Annotated in this window: 14 protein-coding genes and 1 pseudogene; 13 read left to right on the top strand and 2 right to left on the bottom strand. The window is 63.0% G+C overall.

The window, feature by feature from the left end; translation table 11 throughout:
• The first annotated feature begins 36 nt into the window (after window positions 1-36).
• The 8 genes and pseudogenes from AC4BBN_RS01665 to AC4BBN_RS01630 all read left to right on the top strand — a co-directional run.
• Window positions 37-969 carry a LysR family transcriptional regulator gene (locus AC4BBN_RS01665; protein WP_490590215.1) on the top strand — a complete coding sequence of 311 codons (933 nt, stop codon included), beginning with the start codon at window positions 37-39 and terminating at the stop codon, window positions 967-969.
• A gap of 62 nt (window positions 970-1,031) precedes the next feature.
• Entirely contained in the window at window positions 1,032-2,594 is a 1,563-nt protein-coding gene (locus AC4BBN_RS01660) for an ABC transporter ATP-binding protein (protein ID WP_490590214.1), read from the top strand.
• Window positions 2,581-3,642 carry an ABC transporter permease gene (locus AC4BBN_RS01655; protein WP_490590213.1) on the top strand — a complete coding sequence of 354 codons (1,062 nt, stop codon included), beginning with the start codon at window positions 2,581-2,583 and terminating at the stop codon, window positions 3,640-3,642. The genes AC4BBN_RS01660 and AC4BBN_RS01655 overlap by 14 nt, the downstream gene beginning before the upstream one ends.
• Window positions 3,642-4,562 (top strand): ABC transporter permease, encoded by a 921-nt coding sequence (locus tag AC4BBN_RS01650; protein WP_490590212.1) that lies wholly within the window; start codon window positions 3,642-3,644, stop codon window positions 4,560-4,562. The genes AC4BBN_RS01655 and AC4BBN_RS01650 overlap by 1 nt, the downstream gene beginning before the upstream one ends.
• A gap of 53 nt (window positions 4,563-4,615) precedes the next feature.
• On the top strand, window positions 4,616-5,779 hold the full coding sequence (locus tag AC4BBN_RS01645) for a BMP family ABC transporter substrate-binding protein (RefSeq protein ID WP_490590211.1): 1,164 nt from the start codon (window positions 4,616-4,618) through the stop codon (window positions 5,777-5,779).
• A 204-nt stretch (window positions 5,780-5,983) separates the two neighbouring features.
• The gene (locus AC4BBN_RS01640; RefSeq protein ID WP_490590210.1) at window positions 5,984-6,967 is read left to right on the top strand and encodes an aromatic ring-hydroxylating dioxygenase subunit alpha; all 984 of its coding nucleotides are present in this window, start codon (window positions 5,984-5,986) and stop codon (window positions 6,965-6,967) included.
• The gene (locus tag AC4BBN_RS01635; protein WP_490590209.1) at window positions 6,967-8,010 is read left to right on the top strand and encodes an adenosine deaminase; all 1,044 of its coding nucleotides are present in this window, start codon (window positions 6,967-6,969) and stop codon (window positions 8,008-8,010) included. The genes AC4BBN_RS01640 and AC4BBN_RS01635 overlap by 1 nt, the downstream gene beginning before the upstream one ends.
• Window positions 8,011-8,485: 475 nt before the next feature.
• Window positions 8,486-8,842: pseudogene (locus AC4BBN_RS01630) on the top strand (alkaline phosphatase family protein); the annotation flags it as partial.
• Between the two features lie 58 nt (window positions 8,843-8,900).
• On the opposite strand, the gene AC4BBN_RS01625 reads toward AC4BBN_RS01630, so the two are convergent.
• A complete protein-coding gene (locus tag AC4BBN_RS01625; protein WP_490590208.1) occupies window positions 8,901-9,311 on the bottom strand; it encodes a hypothetical protein in 411 nt (136 codons plus the stop codon).
• 23 nt (window positions 9,312-9,334) lie between these two features.
• Entirely contained in the window at window positions 9,335-10,105 is a 771-nt protein-coding gene (locus AC4BBN_RS01620) for a tetratricopeptide repeat protein (RefSeq protein ID WP_490590207.1), read from the bottom strand.
• A 46-nt stretch (window positions 10,106-10,151) separates the two neighbouring features.
• Here AC4BBN_RS01620 and guaD point away from each other — a divergent pair, with 46 nt between their 5' ends.
• The 5 genes from guaD (at window position 10,152) to gsiB (ending at window position 16,542) form a co-directional block, all read left to right on the top strand.
• Window positions 10,152-11,435 (top strand): guanine deaminase, encoded by a 1,284-nt coding sequence (gene guaD, locus AC4BBN_RS01615; RefSeq protein WP_490590206.1) that lies wholly within the window; start codon window positions 10,152-10,154, stop codon window positions 11,433-11,435.
• A gap of 84 nt (window positions 11,436-11,519) precedes the next feature.
• Window positions 11,520-12,086, top strand: coding sequence for a dCTP deaminase (dcd, locus tag AC4BBN_RS01610; RefSeq protein ID WP_490590205.1), 567 nt, complete (start codon window positions 11,520-11,522; stop codon window positions 12,084-12,086).
• Window positions 12,087-12,287: 201 nt separating this feature from the next.
• Complete coding sequence (locus AC4BBN_RS01605; protein ID WP_490590204.1) at window positions 12,288-13,097, top strand: class II glutamine amidotransferase; 810 nt, start codon at window positions 12,288-12,290, stop codon at window positions 13,095-13,097.
• Entirely contained in the window at window positions 13,094-14,953 is a 1,860-nt protein-coding gene (locus tag AC4BBN_RS01600; protein ID WP_490590203.1) for a dipeptide ABC transporter ATP-binding protein, read from the top strand. Before AC4BBN_RS01605 ends, AC4BBN_RS01600 begins: the two co-directional genes overlap by 4 nt.
• 53 nt (window positions 14,954-15,006) lie before the next feature.
• Window positions 15,007-16,542: a glutathione ABC transporter substrate-binding protein GsiB gene (gsiB, locus tag AC4BBN_RS01595; RefSeq protein ID WP_490590202.1), complete on the top strand. Its 1,536-nt coding sequence runs from the start codon at window positions 15,007-15,009 to the stop codon at window positions 16,540-16,542.
• The last annotated feature ends 2 nt before the right edge of the window (window positions 16,543-16,544 follow it).

Raw genomic sequence — 16,544 nt, 5'->3', positions numbered from 1 at the left:
TACGCCAAGATATATGACCTGCATCCGCGAGCCCCTATGAGAGACCAGACGCTTTTCGACAAGATCGACCTCCATCTCATCAGGGTCCTCCATACCGTGCTCACCGAAAGCAGTGTTTCCCGTGCCGCCATCCGCCTGGGCATGACCCAGCCTGCGGTCAGTGCCGCCTTGAAGCGCCTGCGTGATCTGGCCGATGACCCCATTTTGGTGCGCTCCGGCTCTGGCATGGTGCCCACCGACGCCGGTCTGCGCATGCTCCACCCCAGCGTCAGCATTCTGCGGGCGGCCGAAGTGCTGTTCAGCGATGTGCGTGGCTTCGAGCCCAAGACCGCCCAGAGCACCTTCCGCATTGCCGCCAGCGACTATTTGGACCCGCTATTTCTGCCCCAGCTGGTGGCGCGCCTGAAGGCCGAAGCCCCGCTGTGCACGGTGGAAATCCATAGCCTGTCGGGTCAACTCGACTACCACGCCCACTTGGCCCAGGGCGAGCTGGACGTGGTGGTGGGCAACTGGAGCAGCCCGCCGGACGACTTGCACATCGCCCGTCTGTTTGGCGACGAAGTGGTCAGCCTGGTCGGTGCCGACCACCCCGCCGTGCGCCGTGGCTGGGACCAGGCCACCTGGCTGGCTGCCGAGCATATTGCGCCCACGCCGGCGTACCCAGGGGCCAAAGGCGTCATCGACGAGCACCTGGACACCTTGGGCTTGCGGCGCAGTATTAACGCGCGCTGCGCGCATTTCGGGCTGATCCCGGCCATGGTGGCATCGAGCTTGCTGGTGCTGACCACGGGGCGCCAGTACTGCGAGCGCTATGTGGCGACGCTGCCGGTCAAAATATTGCCCTGTCCGGTGGCGTTCCCCCGCATGATGTATTACCAGCTGTGGCATGCCCGCACCCACACCTCTGCCTCGGGCAAGTGGTTGCGTGCCTTGACCAAGTCGGTGGCGGCATCGCTACGAAAAGCATAGCTACTCGTGTACGATTGCTCTGCGCTAGCGGCATTATTTTTATAAATCGAGATTCCCAAGGTATGGCCCCACCCAGACTGCAACTGACGAACATCACCAAGCGCTACCCGGCCGTGGTGGCCAATAGCGGCGTGTCGCTGGTGGTGCAACCGGGCGAGGCCCATGCCGTGCTGGGCGAGAACGGCGCGGGCAAATCCACGCTGATGAAGATCATCTACGGCTCGGTCAAGCCCGATGAAGGCACGGTGCTGTTCAATGGCCAGCCGGTGCACATCCGTAATCCGCAGGAAGCGCGGGCGCTGGGTATCAGCATGGTGTTCCAGCACTTCAGCCTGTTCGACACCCTGACCGTGGCCGAGAACGTGTGGCTGGGCCTGGACAAAAGCCTGGGCCTGGCCGAAGTCACCCAGCGCATCACCGCCAAGGCCAGCGCCTACGGCCTGGACATCGACCCCAGCCGCCCGGTGCACACCCTGAGCGTGGGCGAGATGCAGCGGGTGGAAATCATCCGTGCGCTGCTGACCAACCCGCAGCTGCTGATCCTGGACGAGCCGACTTCGGTGCTGACGCCGCAGGCGGTGGAAAAGCTGTTCGTGGTGCTCAAACAGCTGGTGTCTGAGGGCTGCAGCATTCTCTACATCAGCCACAAGCTGCATGAAATTCGTGAACTCTGCACCGCCTGCACCGTGCTGCGTGGCGGCAAGGTCACCGGTGTGTGCAACCCCACGCAGGAGAGCAACGCCTCGCTCAGCCGCCTGATGATTGGCGCCGAGCCACCCGCGCTGCAGCACCGCGATGTCAAAACCGGCCCCACCGTGCTGCGTGTGCGTGGGCTACAGCTGCCGCGTGAAGACCAGTTTGGCGTGGACCTGGAGGGCATCGACCTGGATGTGCGCGAGGGTGAGGTGGTCGGTATCGCCGGCGTCTCCGGCAACGGCCAGCGTGAGCTGCTGTACGCCTTGTCGGGTGAAGACGTGCGGGCCCGGCCCGACATGGTGCAGGTATTTGGCCGTGACGTAGGCCAGATGGGCCCCGGCCCGCGCCGCGCCATGGGCGTGCATTTTGTGCCCGAAGAACGACTTGGCCGTGGCGCCGTGCCCACCATGGGCCTGGCGCATAACCTGTTGCTGACGCGCATCGACGCGGTGGCCGGCAGCGGCTGGATCAAGCTGGGTGTGCTGCAGGCCCAGGCGCAAGCCATCATCGACCGCTTCAAGGTCAAGGCTGGTGGGCCGAATGCGGCGGCCAAGTCCTTGTCGGGCGGTAACCTGCAAAAGTTCATTGTGGGCCGTGAGATCGATGCCAAGCCCAAGCTGTTGATCGTGTCCCAGCCCACCTGGGGGGTCGACGTGGGGGCTGCGGCGCAGATCCGGGGCGAAATTTTGGCGCTGCGCGATGTTGGCTGCGCGGTGCTGGTGGTCAGCGAAGAGCTGGACGAATTGTTTGAAATATGCGATCGCCTGCACGTGGTGGCCAAGGGGCGTTTGTCGCCCTCCATCCCGCGCGCGCAGGCCACCGTGGCCCAGATTGGAGAGTGGATGAGCGGACTATGGAATACCCCGGCCGGCAGCGTGTCACACGCAGCCATGCCTGCAACGGCGGAGGCGGCCCATGTTCAAGCTTGAATCCCGGCCCCAGCCGTCCAAGTTTTGGGGCTTTGGCTCGCCCATCCTGGCACTGTTGATCACGGTGCTGATTGGGATTGCGCTATTTGTGGCGCTGGGCAAAGACCCGGTAAAAGGTTTGCAGGTGTTTTTTTGGGAACCTATCAAGACGCCATATGCGCTGGGCGAGCTGATGGTCAAGGCCACGCCGCTGCTGATCATCGCCCTGGGCCTGGCGGTCTGCTTCCGCTCTAATGTGTGGAACATCGGCGCCGAGGGCCAGTACCTTATAGGCGCTGTCTGCGCATCGGGCGTGGCCTTGATGGCCGACAATGGCAGCAGTGCCTGGATCGTGTTGCCGATTCTGCTGGCCGGCGTGCTGGGTGGCATGCTCTGGGGCGGCATTGCCGCGCTGCTGCGCGACAAGTTCAACGCCAGCGAGATTCTGGTCAGCCTGATGCTGGTCTATGTGGCCACCATGGTGCTGAGCTACATGGTCTACGGTCCCTGGAAAGACCCTATGGGCTACAACTTTCCGCAGACCAAGAATTTCGAGGCCGTGACCCAGATCCCGCGCCTGTGGAAGGGCTCGCGCGTCAGCATCGGCCTGTTGATCGCCTTGGCCGGTGTGGGCGTGCTGTGGGTGTTCCTGTTCCGTACGCGCGCTGGTTTTGCCCAGCAGGTGGGCGGGCTGGCGCCGGCGGCGGCGCGCTACGCGGGCTTTTCCTCGCGCAAGGCGCTGTGGCTGGCACTGCTGGCATCCGGTGGTGCCGCCGGCCTGGCCGGTGCGCTGGAAGTCGCCGGGCCAATTGGCCAGCTCACGCCCTATGTGCCGGCCGGCTACGGCTTTGCTGCCATCATCGTCGCCTATGTGGGGCGGCTGCACCCAGTCGGCATGGTGTTTTCATCGGTGCTGATGAGCATGTTCTATATCGGTGGCGAGCTGGCGCAGTCGCGCCTGGGCCTGCCCAAGTCCCTGACCGGCGTGTTCCAGGGCCTGCTGCTGTTCTCCTTGCTGGCCAGTGATACCTTGATTGCTTACCGCGTACGTTTCAGAAAGGCCGCGTGATGGATACGTATGCTTTGTTATTTGCGGCCACGCTGAGCGCGGGTACCGTGCTGGCCCTGGCCTCGCTGGGTCTGCTAGTCAACGAGAAGGCCGGCATCGTCAACCTGGGCGCCGAGGGCATGATGCTGTGCGCCGCCATTGCCGGCTACGCCACGGTGGTGAATACCGGCAGCGACTGGCTGGGTTTTGCCGCCGGTACCGCGGCGGGCGCGCTGTTGGCGGCGGTTTTTGGCGTGCTGGTGATCTGGCTGAATACCAACCAGTACGCCACCGGCTTGGCCCTGAGCCTGTTTGGTGCGGGCTTTTCGGCCTTTGCCGGCATCAACTATGTGCAGGCCAAGCTGCCCGAGCGCACGCAATTCTCCATCCCGGTGCTGGGCGACATTCCCCTGGTCGGGCCGGCACTGTTCCGCCAGCACCCGCTGGTGTACTTTGCAATGCTGTTGGCAGGCGGTCTGATCTGGTTTTTGTACCGCACACGCAGCGGCCTGGTGCTGCGCTCGGTCGGCGAGTCGCCCGAGTCGGCGCATGCGCTGGGCTACCCGGTGCGGCGTATCCGCCTGATGGCGGTGGTGGTGGGCGGCGCGCTGTGCGGCCTGGCGGGGGCTTATCTTTCGCTGTCGTACACGCCGCTGTGGGTGGAGGGCATGGTGGCCGGCAAGGGCTGGATCGCCCTGGCCCTGACTACTTTTGCCACCTGGCGGCCTACCCGCGTGCTGCTGGGTGCCTATCTGTTTGGTGGCGTGACCATGCTGCAGTTCCACCTGCAAAGCGTGGGCGTGGACGTGCCTAGTCAGTTGCTGAGCATGCTTCCCTACCTGGCCACCATCGTGGTGCTGGCGCTGATTTCGCGCAACCCGGCCTGGATTCGCATCAACATGCCGGCCTCGCTAGGGAAACCGTTTTATCCCGGTTCATAATCATTTTGTTACGTTCTAATTTCTCCTCGCAAACCCCCAGAAAGTGAAATCACATGACTGACCTGAAGAAACGCACTCTGATCCAACTCGCCGCCGCGTCCGCGGTGGCGGCGGCCCTGGCGGGCTGCGGCAAGAAGGAAGAGCCCGCACCTGCCCCGGCTGCTGCGCCTGCCTCGGCACCCGCTGCCGAAGCCGCACCGGCCAAGCCCGAGCCATTGAAGATTGCGTTTGCCTACGTCGGCCCGGTGGGCGACGGCGGCTGGAGCTTCGCCCACGACAACGGTCGCAAGGCGCTGGAAAAAGAACTGGGCGACAAGGTCGTCACCAGCTTCGTGGAAAGCGTGCCCGAGTCCGCTGACGCCGAGCGCGTGCTGCGCGATATGGCCAGCAATGGCAACAAGCTGGTGTTCGGCACCACCTTCGGCTACATGGAATCCATGCTCAAGGTCGCCGCCGACTTCAAGGACGTGAAGTTCGAACACGCCACCGGCTACAAGACCGCCGACAACATGTCCACCTACGACAGCCGCACCTACGAAGGCGCGTACATGGCGGGCGTGATCGCTGGCAAGATGACCAAGACCAACACCCTGGGTGTGGTGGGCTCGGTGCCAATTCCCGAAGTGATCCGCAACATCAACAGCTTCACCCTGGGCGCGCAAAGCGTGAACCCAAAGATCAAGACCAAAGTGGTCTGGGTGAATGAATGGTTCAGCCCACCGAAGGAAACCGAAGCAGCTACCTCGCTGATCAACGGCGGCGCCGACATCCTGTTCCAGAACACCGACTCTCCCGCTGTGCTGAAGACCGCCGAGAGCAAGGGCAAGCGCGCCTTCGGCTGGGATTCCGACATGACCGCCTACGGTCCCAAGGCCCACCTGGCCTCCAGCATCATCAACTGGGGTCCGTACTACATCAAGACCGCCAAGGACGCCCTGGACGGTAAGTGGGCCAGCGGCAAGAGCTGGTGGGGCGTGAAGGAAGGCGCGATTGACATCGTCTCCATCGCCGAAGACGTGCCTGCCGAAACCAAGACCAAGATCGACGAGATCAAGAAGGGCCTGACCGACGGCAGCTTCGCCATCTGGAAGGGCCCGATCGTGGACAACACCGGCAAGCAAGTGCTGGACAAGGACGCAGTCGCCGATGACGCCTTCCTGGGCGGCATCAACTTCTATGTCAAGGGCGTGGAAGGCAAGGTCCCTGGCGGGAAGTAAGCACACCCCCAGGCTACAGCGCAAGCGCTTTCCGCCAACCCCCTTGCAGGGGGCAACACCAGCAGACCGGCGTAGCCGGATCTGCGGTGTTTCTGGAAGGGGCTTTGCTTCGCTCGCCTTGGGGACGCACGTGATTCCTCTAAAAGCCGCTCTTTGGAGCGGCTTTTTTCGTTGGCGGCATAGTCTTTGCTGAATGGGTTGACCATGATCGAAAAAACGCTTTGGCATCCGGTGGCCGCGAGTGAGGCGGTGGCGCAGCAGCCGCTGGGCGCGACCCTGCTGGACCAGGCGCTGGTGCTGTGGCGCGATGCGGCGGGCGTGGTGCATGCCTGGGCCGACCAGTGCCCGCACCGGGGTGCGCGCTTCTCGCTGGGCCAGGTGCGCGATGACCGGCTGGAGTGCCCCTACCACGGCTGGCAGTTTGCGGCCTCGGGGCAGTGTGTGCGGGTGCCGGCACTGCCGGGCTATGTGCCGCCGGCGGGGCATACCGCCACCACCTATGCGGCTTGCGAACGCTATGGTTTGGTGTGGGTGCAGTTGCAGGCGCCAGCTTCGCCGCAGGAAGTCGTGCCTTTTGCTGCCGAGGGTGATGCGCGGCTGCGCAAACTGCTGTGCGGCCCGTACGACGTGGCCACCAGCGCGCCGCGCCTGGTCGAGAATTTTCTGGACATGTCGCACTTTGCCTTTGTGCACGAGGGCTGGCTGGGCACGCGCGAGGCATCGTCCATTGACGACTACCGCGTGGACAGCACGGCGCAGGGCCTGTGGGCCACGCAGTGCAAGGCCTGGCAGCCCCAGTCCAGCCTGCAGGCCACCGGCCCGGCCCAGGTGGAGTACACCTACGCGGTCGAAGCGCCTTATACGGCGGTGCTGACCAAGTTGCCCGACCCGGCGCAGATGGCGCTGCAGGACTACCGCGAGTCCATCGCCATGTTCATCTGCCCGCAGGGGCCCGAGCGCAGCCGGGTCTGGTTTAGACTGGCTTCCAATGACTGGACCAGCGCCATCGAAGCGATGCAGGCCTTCCAGCACACCATCTTTACGCAGGACCAGCCTGTGCTGGAGTCGCAGGCGCCTAAGCGCCTGCCGCTGGACTTGCGCGCCGAGCTGCACACGGCGGCGGACAAAGCCTCGTCCGCCTACCGCCGCTATTTGAAGAACCTGGGCATTACTTTTGGAGTCTGTTGATGCATACCTTTACCGTTCCCCCTATCGCCGCAGACCGTTTGCCCGCGCTGTTACGCGCCATGCCCAAGGCCGAGCTGCATATGCACATCGAAGGCTCGCTGGAGCCTGAGCTGATCTTCGCGCTGGCGCAGCGCAACCAGGTCGCCATTCCCTACGCCAGTGTGGAAGAGCTGCGCCGCGCCTACGCCTTCACCAATCTGCAGAGCTTTCTGGACATTTACTACGCCGGTGCCAGCGTGCTGCTGACCGAGCAAGACTTCTATGACATGGCGCATGCCTATCTGGCCCGCGCCGCCGCCGACAACGTGCTGCACACCGAGATGTTTTTCGACCCGCAGACCCACACCGCGCGCGGTGTGCCCATCGAGGTGGTGATCAACGGCCTGTACCGCGCCTGCCAGGACGCGCACAAGCAATGGGGGCTGAGCGCGGTGCTGATACTGTGCTTTCTGCGCCATCTCAGCGAGGCAGATGCTTTCGAGGTGCTGGAGCAGGCGCTGCCCTACCAAGACAAGTTCATCGGCGTGGGCCTGGACTCCAGCGAGCTGGGCCACCCGCCCGAGAAGTTCGCCCAGGTCTTCGCCAAGTGCCGCAGCCTGGGCTTGCGCCTGGTAGCCCACGCGGGCGAGGAGGGCCCACCTGCCTATATCTGGAGCGCGCTGGATGTACTGAAGGTCGAGCGTATCGACCACGGCGTGCAGTCCTTCCAGGACGCCCTGCTGATGCAGCGCCTGGCCAAGGACCGCATCCCACTCACCGTGTGCCCGCTGTCCAACCAGAAGCTCTGCGTGTTCCCCAACCTGGCCGACCATAACCTGGGCCGTCTGCTCGACGCGGGCCTGGTGGCCACGGTGAACTCAGACGACCCGGCCTACTTTGGCGGCTACATCAATGAGAACTTCACCCAGACCTTTGCCGCCACCGGCCTGGGTGCGCAGCAGGCCTACCAGCTGGCGGCCAATAGCTTCGAGGCCAGCTTCATCGACGCCAGCCAGAAGAAGGCCCTGACCGATCGCCTGCAAGCCTGCTTCGCCGGCTTTTAGCCTGGAGGGGAAATTTATAAGAAATAGGCCGCTCACGCAGATACTACCTGCGCAAGCAGCTACTTTTTTGATAGTGGAATAGTAGGCTGGGTTTCACATTCCTTAGCACATTCCGGGTTGTTCTTTGTCACCGTTGCTGGCTAGCAAACCTAGCTTCATAGCCAATAAACCAGCCAGGAACGCCATGGCGGGCCCACGAGACTCCACCGAAGATTCCGCAACTACCAGCCCCACGCCCGACCTCAAGCGCCGCCACTTTCTGGGCGGCATGGCCACCGCCGGCGTGGGCCTACGCTCACTGCCTGCGCGACCGACAGCATGCGTGGCTCCGGCGCCATGGAGGTCAGCGCGCTGGACAGCGCCTTGCAGAAAAAGCGTCAAAACCGTGGTCGTGATCTACGGCGAAAACCGCAGCTTCAACAACCTGTTTGCCAACTTCCCCGGTCTGGAAAAGCCTTTGTCGCCCCTGAAGCCCGCCGACTTTGCGCAGCGAGACCGCTCCGTCAAGCTGCTGCGCACCAGCCCGCAGTGGGACACCATGGTGGTTATCGTCACCGTGGACGAAAACGGCGGCTGGTGGGACCACGTGGCGCCACCCAAGGGCGACCGCTGGAGCCCGGGTACGCGCCTGCCAGCGCTGGTGATTTCGCCATTCGCCCGCCAGGGCACCGTGGACCACACCATTTACGACACCGGCTGCATACTGCGACTGAGCACCCGCGCGTTCGGCCTGGAGCAGCCGGACGGCCTGCAACAGCGCGACGCCGCCATGCGCGCTCGCGGCCAGCAGCCCATGGGCGACTGGACCGACGCCTTGCAATTCAAATATTGATGAAATGGGCAGCCAGCGCATGTGATACCTGCGCTGTATGCTATCAAAAGAGAAGCAATCAGCTGCCTTCGAACAGACCGCCTACGTTCAGGATGTCGTAGGCAATCTCGGGGTGCAGTTCCAGGCTGCGCTTGATGGCGGCCGGTATGGCCTGGCGCGTCTTGCGGCACAGGCCGGGCTGCTCGTGCACCAGGATCACGATGCCGCGCAGCGTGCGGACCTCGTTCGGGCTGCTGCTGATGCTCAGGCGTATGCCCACCTGCTGCTCCATCCGCTCTTCCATGCGCCGCAGGTCGCTTAGGCTGCTCAGGTTCTCCAGCCGCTGCACCAGGCGCTTTTCGTCCTCGCGCGTCAGGCGCAGCACGCGCAGGTCGCCGTCGGGGTTTTGCAGCAGCGCGTCGCGCCCGCAGTTGCAGGCACCGGGCGGGCATTCGGTACGGATGGGGAAGACGGGGTGCGCAACAGCCATGGTCTGCCGGGTGTGGCCAGGGTTCAGCGCCCGGCGTGCACTAGGAACAGCGTGCCAACGCGCTGGAATTCCGCATTGCCAGACTGCTGCAGCAGGGCGCCTGTCTTCTCCAGGTAGGCCTTGGTGGCGGTGAGCGGCACTTTGGCCAGCCACTCCAGGGCTTCGGCCAGGCGGCCGCGCTCGGCCAGCATGCTGGCGTAGTTGAACTGCCCACGGAAATCGCCGCCCTGCGCGCCTTCCTGGTAGCAGAAGAAGGCGGCGTCTCGGTCTTGCTCCACCACCACGCCGTCCTCGTAGTAGCGGCCGATCTTGGTCATGGACTTGGCATGGCCCTGGTCGGCGGCCTGGCGGTACAGCTGCAGAGCGGCGGCGTGGTCTTGCGGCACGCTGTGGCCTGCGGCCAGTTGGTTGGCCAGGTTGTACAGGCCCGCGTCCAGGCCCAGGCTGGAGGCTCTTTTGTACCAGGCCACGGCCGCAAACAGGTCAGGCTCGGTGCCCCAGCCGTTTTCCAGGCAGCGGCCAGCCATGTTCATGCCCATGGGGTGGCCCTGGGCGGCAGATTTCAGAAACCATTGCACGGCCTGCGCGGCGTCCTTGTCCATGCCGTAGCCGTCCAGCAGCCACTGGCCCAAGGCGGCCTGGGCCGAGGCGTGGCCCAGCGCGGCGGCAGCGCGTACCCAGGGTACGGCCTGGGCCGGTGGGCTGGCCAGCACGGCCTGCCATTGGTCCGGGGGTAGGGCGTTCAGTTCTTCCAGGCTTGTTGGCAGCGCATGGATAGAAGTCGATATCGGCATAGAGGAATACATCAAATGGCCTGAATTATGCGTAAGCTTGTCAGATATGAAAGCTTACCGCGCCGCTATTCTCCGTTTTGCCGACGACCAAACCGCCCTGTACGAGGAGGATGGCCTGCTCGTCGTGGGCCGAAATTCCCTGGGCACCTGGGTGGTGCAGGCCGTTGGCCCCTACCGTACGCTGGGCCCCAAGTACCCGGGTTTGACCGTGGAACACCTGCCTGGGCGCATCCTGGCGCCTGGTTTTGTGGACATGCATATCCACTATCCGCAGACTGACATCATCGGCGCCCCCGCCGATGGCCTGTTGCCCTGGCTGGAGAACTACACTTTTCCTGCAGAAAAACGCTTCTCGTCGCCCGCCTATGCTGCGGAGGTAGCTGCGTTTTTCATAGCGGAACTGCTGCGCAACGGGGTGACGACTGCGCTGGCGTTTGCCACTTCGCACCCCAGCTCTGTGAATGCGCTGTTCACCGAGGCGCAAAGCCACCGCATGCGCCTGATGACCGGCAAGGTGCTGCAGGACCGCAACTCACCCGACGGCGTGCGCGACGAAACCGAGCAAAGCCTGATCGACACCGAAGACCTTTTGCAGCGCTGGCACGGCGTGGACCGCCTGGGTTATGCCATCACCCCGCGCTTTGCACCCACCAGCTCGCCGGAGCAGCTGCGCGGCGCAGGCGAGCTGGCTGCGCGCTACCCAGATGTATGGGTGCAGTCGCATGTGGCCGAAAACCTGGGCGAGATCGCCTGGGTCAAGGAGCTGTTCCCGCACGCGCGCAGCTACCTGGAGGTCTACCAGGACTTCGGCTTGCTGCGCCCACGCGCCGTGTATGCGCACTGCATCCACTTCGACGCAACTGACAGGGCGCTGATGCGCGACAGCGGCACGGTGGCCGCCATCAGTCCGACCAGCAACCTGTTCCTGGGCAGTGGCTTTTTCGACTACGCCGAGGCGGACCGCGCGGGCTTCCGTTACGGCCTGGCCAGCGACGTGGGTGGCGGCACCAGCTTCAGCCCCTTCCACACCATGCGCGCTGCTTACTACGTGGGTCGAGAGGGGCAGACCAAGGCCGGCCTGTCCCTGGGCCCGCAGCAGCTCTGGTGGCAACACACGGCCGGCGCAGCTGCGGCGCTGGGTCTGGGCGGGGTGGTCGGCAATCTGGCGGTGGGCTGCGAGGCCGACTTCCTGGTGTTGAACCCGCAGGCCACGCCGCTGTTGGCGCGCAAGACATCGCGGGCGCGCAGCCTGGACGAGCTGCTGTTTGGCTGCATCATTCTGGGCGACGACCGCCTGGTGGAGCGTACGGTGATTTCGCAGGCACTGTAGATTGCTTATGTCTATATAGCTATTAAGTTGATAGCATTCAAGGGCGCTGAGCGCTACAATCGCCGTTCACCGAAAGACATCTTTATGACAATCAAAAGCGACAAATGGATTCGCCGTATGGCCGAGCAACACGGCATGATCGAACCCTTTGAGCCCGGCCAGGTTCGCGAGCGCGAAGGCGGCAAGATCATTAGCTACGGCACCAGCAGCTACGGTTACGACATCCGTTGCGCGCCCGAATTCAAGGTCTTCACCAATATCCACAGCACCGTGGTGGACCCGAAGAACTTCGACGAAAAGAGTTTTGTCGATTTCTCCGGCGACAGCTGCATCATCCCGCCCAATAGCTTCGCACTGGCCCGCACGGTCGAGTACTTCCGCATTCCGCGCAATGTGCTGACCATCTGCCTGGGTAAATCCACTTACGCGCGCTGCGGCATCATCGTGAATGTGACGCCGTTCGAACCCGAGTGGGAAGGCTATGTGACGCTGGAATTCAGCAACACCACGCCGCTGCCGGCCAAGATTTACGCTGGCGAAGGCTGCGCCCAGGTGCTGTTCTTCGAGAGCGACGAAGTCTGCGAAGTCAGCTACAAAGACCGTGGCGGCAAGTACCAAGGCCAGGTCGGAGTGACCCTGCCACGGGCCTGATTTTTGCTGGGCTGAAATAGACACATTGGAAACACAATGCCAACCAATCAGCTTTCAGTCCAATTGCATCCCGGACTGTCCGTGAGAACCCATGGAACCGGCTTTGCCGGGCCATCGGGTTCGCCCCCTGTAGGGGGGTGGCGAGAGCGACACGTAGTGCGCGAAGCCTGGGGGGGAATCTAAATGTGCCAAATGCTCGCCATGAACTGCAACAGCAGCGCCAGCATCAACTTCTCGTTCACCGGCTTCTCCGCGCGGGGCGGGCAAACTGGTGAGCATGCAGATGGCTGGGGTATCGCCTTCTACGAGCGCACCGGTTGCCGCTTGTTCATAGACGACGGCCGCGCCAGCGACTCGCCGCTGGCCGACTTTGTGCGCAGCTACCCGATCAAATCCAAGTCCGTGCTGGCGCATATCCGCAAAGCCACGCAGGGCCAGATCACTCTTTCCAACTGCCACCCGTTCCAGCGCGAATGGCTGGGGCAGCATTGGGTTTTTTGCCATAACGGCGACCTGAAGAACTTTCACCCCGGGCTGGTCGGTAATTACCTGCCCGTGGGGACCACGGATAGCGAAAAAGCTTTCTGCTGGATGCTGCAAGAGCTGCGTACGGTGTTCTCGGGCGCCTGCCCTCCCGGTTGGAAGCAGATCGCGCCGGTTTTGGCCGGTTTGTCGCGCCGTATTTCAGACCACGGCGTGTTCAATTTCCTGCTGTCTAACGGCGAGGCCATGTACGCCCATTGCTCGACCAAGCTCAGCTGGGTGTCCCGCCAGCACCCGTTCCAGACTGCCCGCCTGGTGGACTGCGATATGACGCTGGATTTGCGCGAGGTGAATAGCGAAAGCGATCGCATGGTGCTGGTTGCCACCGAACCGCTGACCACCGACGAGCCCTGGTCCAGCTTCGAGCCGGGCGAGCTCAAGGTGTTTGTCGAAGGCGCGCAAGTCTGGAGCAGCCTGCAGGAGGCGGCTGACAACACGGTCCGCCAGCTGCGCGGAGTGGCTGCGTGAGCTTGCAAGTAGCGCAGCCGCGCCATGTGTTGGATGTACGCCATTTAGGCGTGCGGTTTGAAACAAAGGAACGGGTTGTTGACGCAGTGCGCGACCTGTCTTTCCATGTCAATGCCGGTGAAACCCTGGCCATTGTGGGAGAGTCGGGTTCTGGCAAGTCGGTATCTTCGCTGGCGTTGATGCGCCTGGTGGAAAACGGCGGCGGGCGCATCGTCAGTGGCCAAATGGATTTCCACCGCCGCGACGGCTCCGTACTGGACCTGGCCCAGGCCAGCCCGGCCACCATGCGGCGCATCCGCGGCGCCGAGATGGCCATGGTGTTCCAGGAGCCCATGACCTCGCTGAACCCGGTGTTCCCGGTTGGCGAGCAAATCGCCGAGTCGATCCGCCTGCACCAGGGCATGGCCCGTGCGGCAGCCCGTGCCGAGGCCTTGCGCATGCTGGACCTGGTGCGCATCCCTGAAGCCAAGAATGTGCTGGACCGTTTCCCGCACCAGCTGTCAGGTGGCATGCGCCAGCGCGTGATGATTGCCATGGCCTTGTCGTGCAAACCCAACCTGCTGATTGCCGATGAACCCACCACGGCGCTGGACGTGACCATCCAGGCCCAGGTGCTGGCCATCATCCGCATGCTGCAGGACGAGATGCAGATGGGCGTGGTCTTCATCACCCACGATATGGGCGTGGTGGCCGAGATGGCTGACCGGGTCCTAGTCATGTACCGGGGCGATACGGTGGAGGAGGGCGACTGCGCTTCTTTGTTTGCCGCCCCGCGCCAGCCCTATACCCGCGCGTTGCTGGCTGCCGTTCCTACGCTGGGCGCCATGCGCGGCACCGATACGCCGGCCAAGTTTCCGCTGCTGGATGCCGACGCCGCTGCGGTGCAGGATCAGCCATTGCCCGATACGGTGCAGCACCAGGCACCGCCGGTGCTGCGGGTGCAGGCGTTGACCACGCGCTTCCCTGTGCGCACTGGTGTGCTGGGCCGTGTCACGCGCCAGGTCTGCGCGGTGGAGCAGGTCAGTTTCAGCCTGCAGCCGGGTGAAACCCTTGCGCTGGTGGGTGAGTCGGGCTGCGGCAAGTCCACCACCGGGCGTTCGTTGGCGCGGCTGGTGGAGTTTGATGCCGGTAGTGTGGACGTGGCCGGGCGCGCGATTGCGCCCTTACAGGGCCGTGCGCTGCAGGCCTTGCGGCGCGACGTGCAGTTTATTTTTCAGGACCCATTCGCCTCGCTGGACCCGCGACTGACCGTGGGTTTTGCCATCATGGAGCCGCTGCTGGTGCACGGCGTGGCCCAGGGTACGCAGGCCGAGCAGCGCGTGACCGAGCTGCTGGAGCGTGTGGGCCTGCCCGCCAACGCGGCCCAGCGCTATCCGCACGAGTTTTCTGGAGGGCAGCGCCAGCGCATCGCGATTGCCCGGGCCTTGGCGCTCAACCCAAAGGTGGTGATTGCCGACGAGGCTGTGTCGGCGCTGGACGTGTCGATACGCGCGCAGATCGTGAACCTGATGCTGGACCTGCAGCGCGAGTTCGGCATCGCCTTTTTGTTTATCTCGCACGACATGGCGGTGGTGGAGCGCATCAGCCACCGTGTGGCCGTGATGTACCTGGGCCAGATCGTCGAGATCGGCCCGCGCCGCGCCGTGTTTGAGAGCCCGCAGCATGCCTACACCCGCCGCCTGATGTCTGCCGTGCCGGTGGCCGATCCGGCGCGCCGGCATGGCAAGCGAGACTTACTGGTGGGAGACATCCCCAGTCCCATACGTGCGCTGGACGATTTGCCGCATGTAGAGCCTCTGCAAGAGGTTGGGCCAGGCCATTTTGTGGCGCGGCACAGTGTAGGTGGTGTGTATTGATTCGATTTTTTGGTGTCCGGCAACGGGCTTATTGAGTAACTTGGAGTTTTTGTATGAAGCATGTTTTGACCCGATTGAGCGCCGCGCTGGCGCTGTCTGCTGCCTTGGTGCCATACGCTTTCGCCGCCAAGAACGTGGTGGTCGCGGTGGACTCTACGTTTACGACATTGGACCCGTACGATGCCAATGACACTTTGTCGCAGGCCGTGGCCAAATCGTTCTACCAGGGTTTGCTGGGCTTCGACAAGAGCATGAAGATGGTGCCGGTGCTGGCAGAAAGCTATACCGCCAGCAAGGATGGTTTGAGCTACACCTTCAAGCTGAAGAAGGGCGTCAAGTTCCAAGATGGCACCGATTTCAACGCGGAAGCCGTCAAGGCCAACTTTGACCGTGTAACCAACCCTGACAACAAGCTCAAGCGCTATACGCTCTACAAGAACATCGCCAAAACCGAGGTGTTGGACCCGAACACAGTGCGTTTCACGTTGAAGGAGCCGTTCTCGCCCTTCATTAATTCGTTGGCGCACCCGTCCGCAGTGATCATTTCGCCCGCCGCCATCCAGAAATACGGCAAAGAGATTGGCCAGCACCCCGTTGGGACTGGTCCTTTCAAGTTCGTGGAGTGGAAGCAGACCGATTTCGTGAAGGGTGAAAAATTTGCCGAGTACTGGCGCAAGGGCTATCCCAAAGTGGATAGCATCACCTGGCGTCCTGTGGTGGACAACAACTCGCGCAGCGCGATCATTCAGACGGGCGAGGCGAACTTCACCTACCCTGTACCACCCGAACAGGTCGAGTTGTTGAAGGCCAAGCCCGAGCTCGAAATCACGGTTGCGCCGTCCATCGTGCACCGCTATGTATCGCTGAACACGCTGCAAAAGCCGTTTGACAACCCCAAGGTGCGTGAAGCACTGAACTACGCGATCAACAAGGAAGCGTTGGTCAAGGTCGTTTATGGCGGCTATGCCATTCCCGCCGAAGGTGTGATTCCCAAGGACGTGCAGTTTTCCACCAAACTTGGCCCCTGGCCTTACAACCCAGTGAAGGCCCGCGAACTGCTGAAAGAAGCGGGTTATCCGAATGGGTTTGAGAGCACGCTGTGGGCGGCTTTCACAGACTCGACGACGCAAAAGGCCATCCAGTTCATCCAGCAGCAGCTCCGCGTGGTGGGCGTGAATGTGCAGTTGCTGGCGTTGGAGGCGGGCCAGCGGGCGGAGCGTGTGGAGAGCGCACCTGATGCGGCAACCGCTCCGGTGCGCATGTATTACTCGGGTTGGTCCGCATCGACGGGTGAGGCGGACTGGGCGATCCGCCCCCTGTTCGCTACAGAATCCTTCCCTCCGAAATCGTTCAACACCGCGTACTACAAGAACGATGCGGTAGATGCCGGTATTGCCAAGGCCTTGGTAACCACGGACCCTGCGGTCAAGGCCCAGATCTACGCAGACGTGCAGCAGCGCATCTGGAAAGATGCGCCTTGGATCAACCTGGCTACATTGCAGCTGGTGTCTGTGCGTTCCAAGAACCTTAGCGGTTTCTATGTCATGCCAGACCGCTCTTTCAACTTTGATGAAGTTGAACTGAAGTAAGC

The organism is Rhodoferax sp. SPJ21, assembly GCF_058216335.1.
Note: the sequence above shows the minus strand (reverse complement) of the source record. Positions and strands in the feature narration are given on the sequence as shown.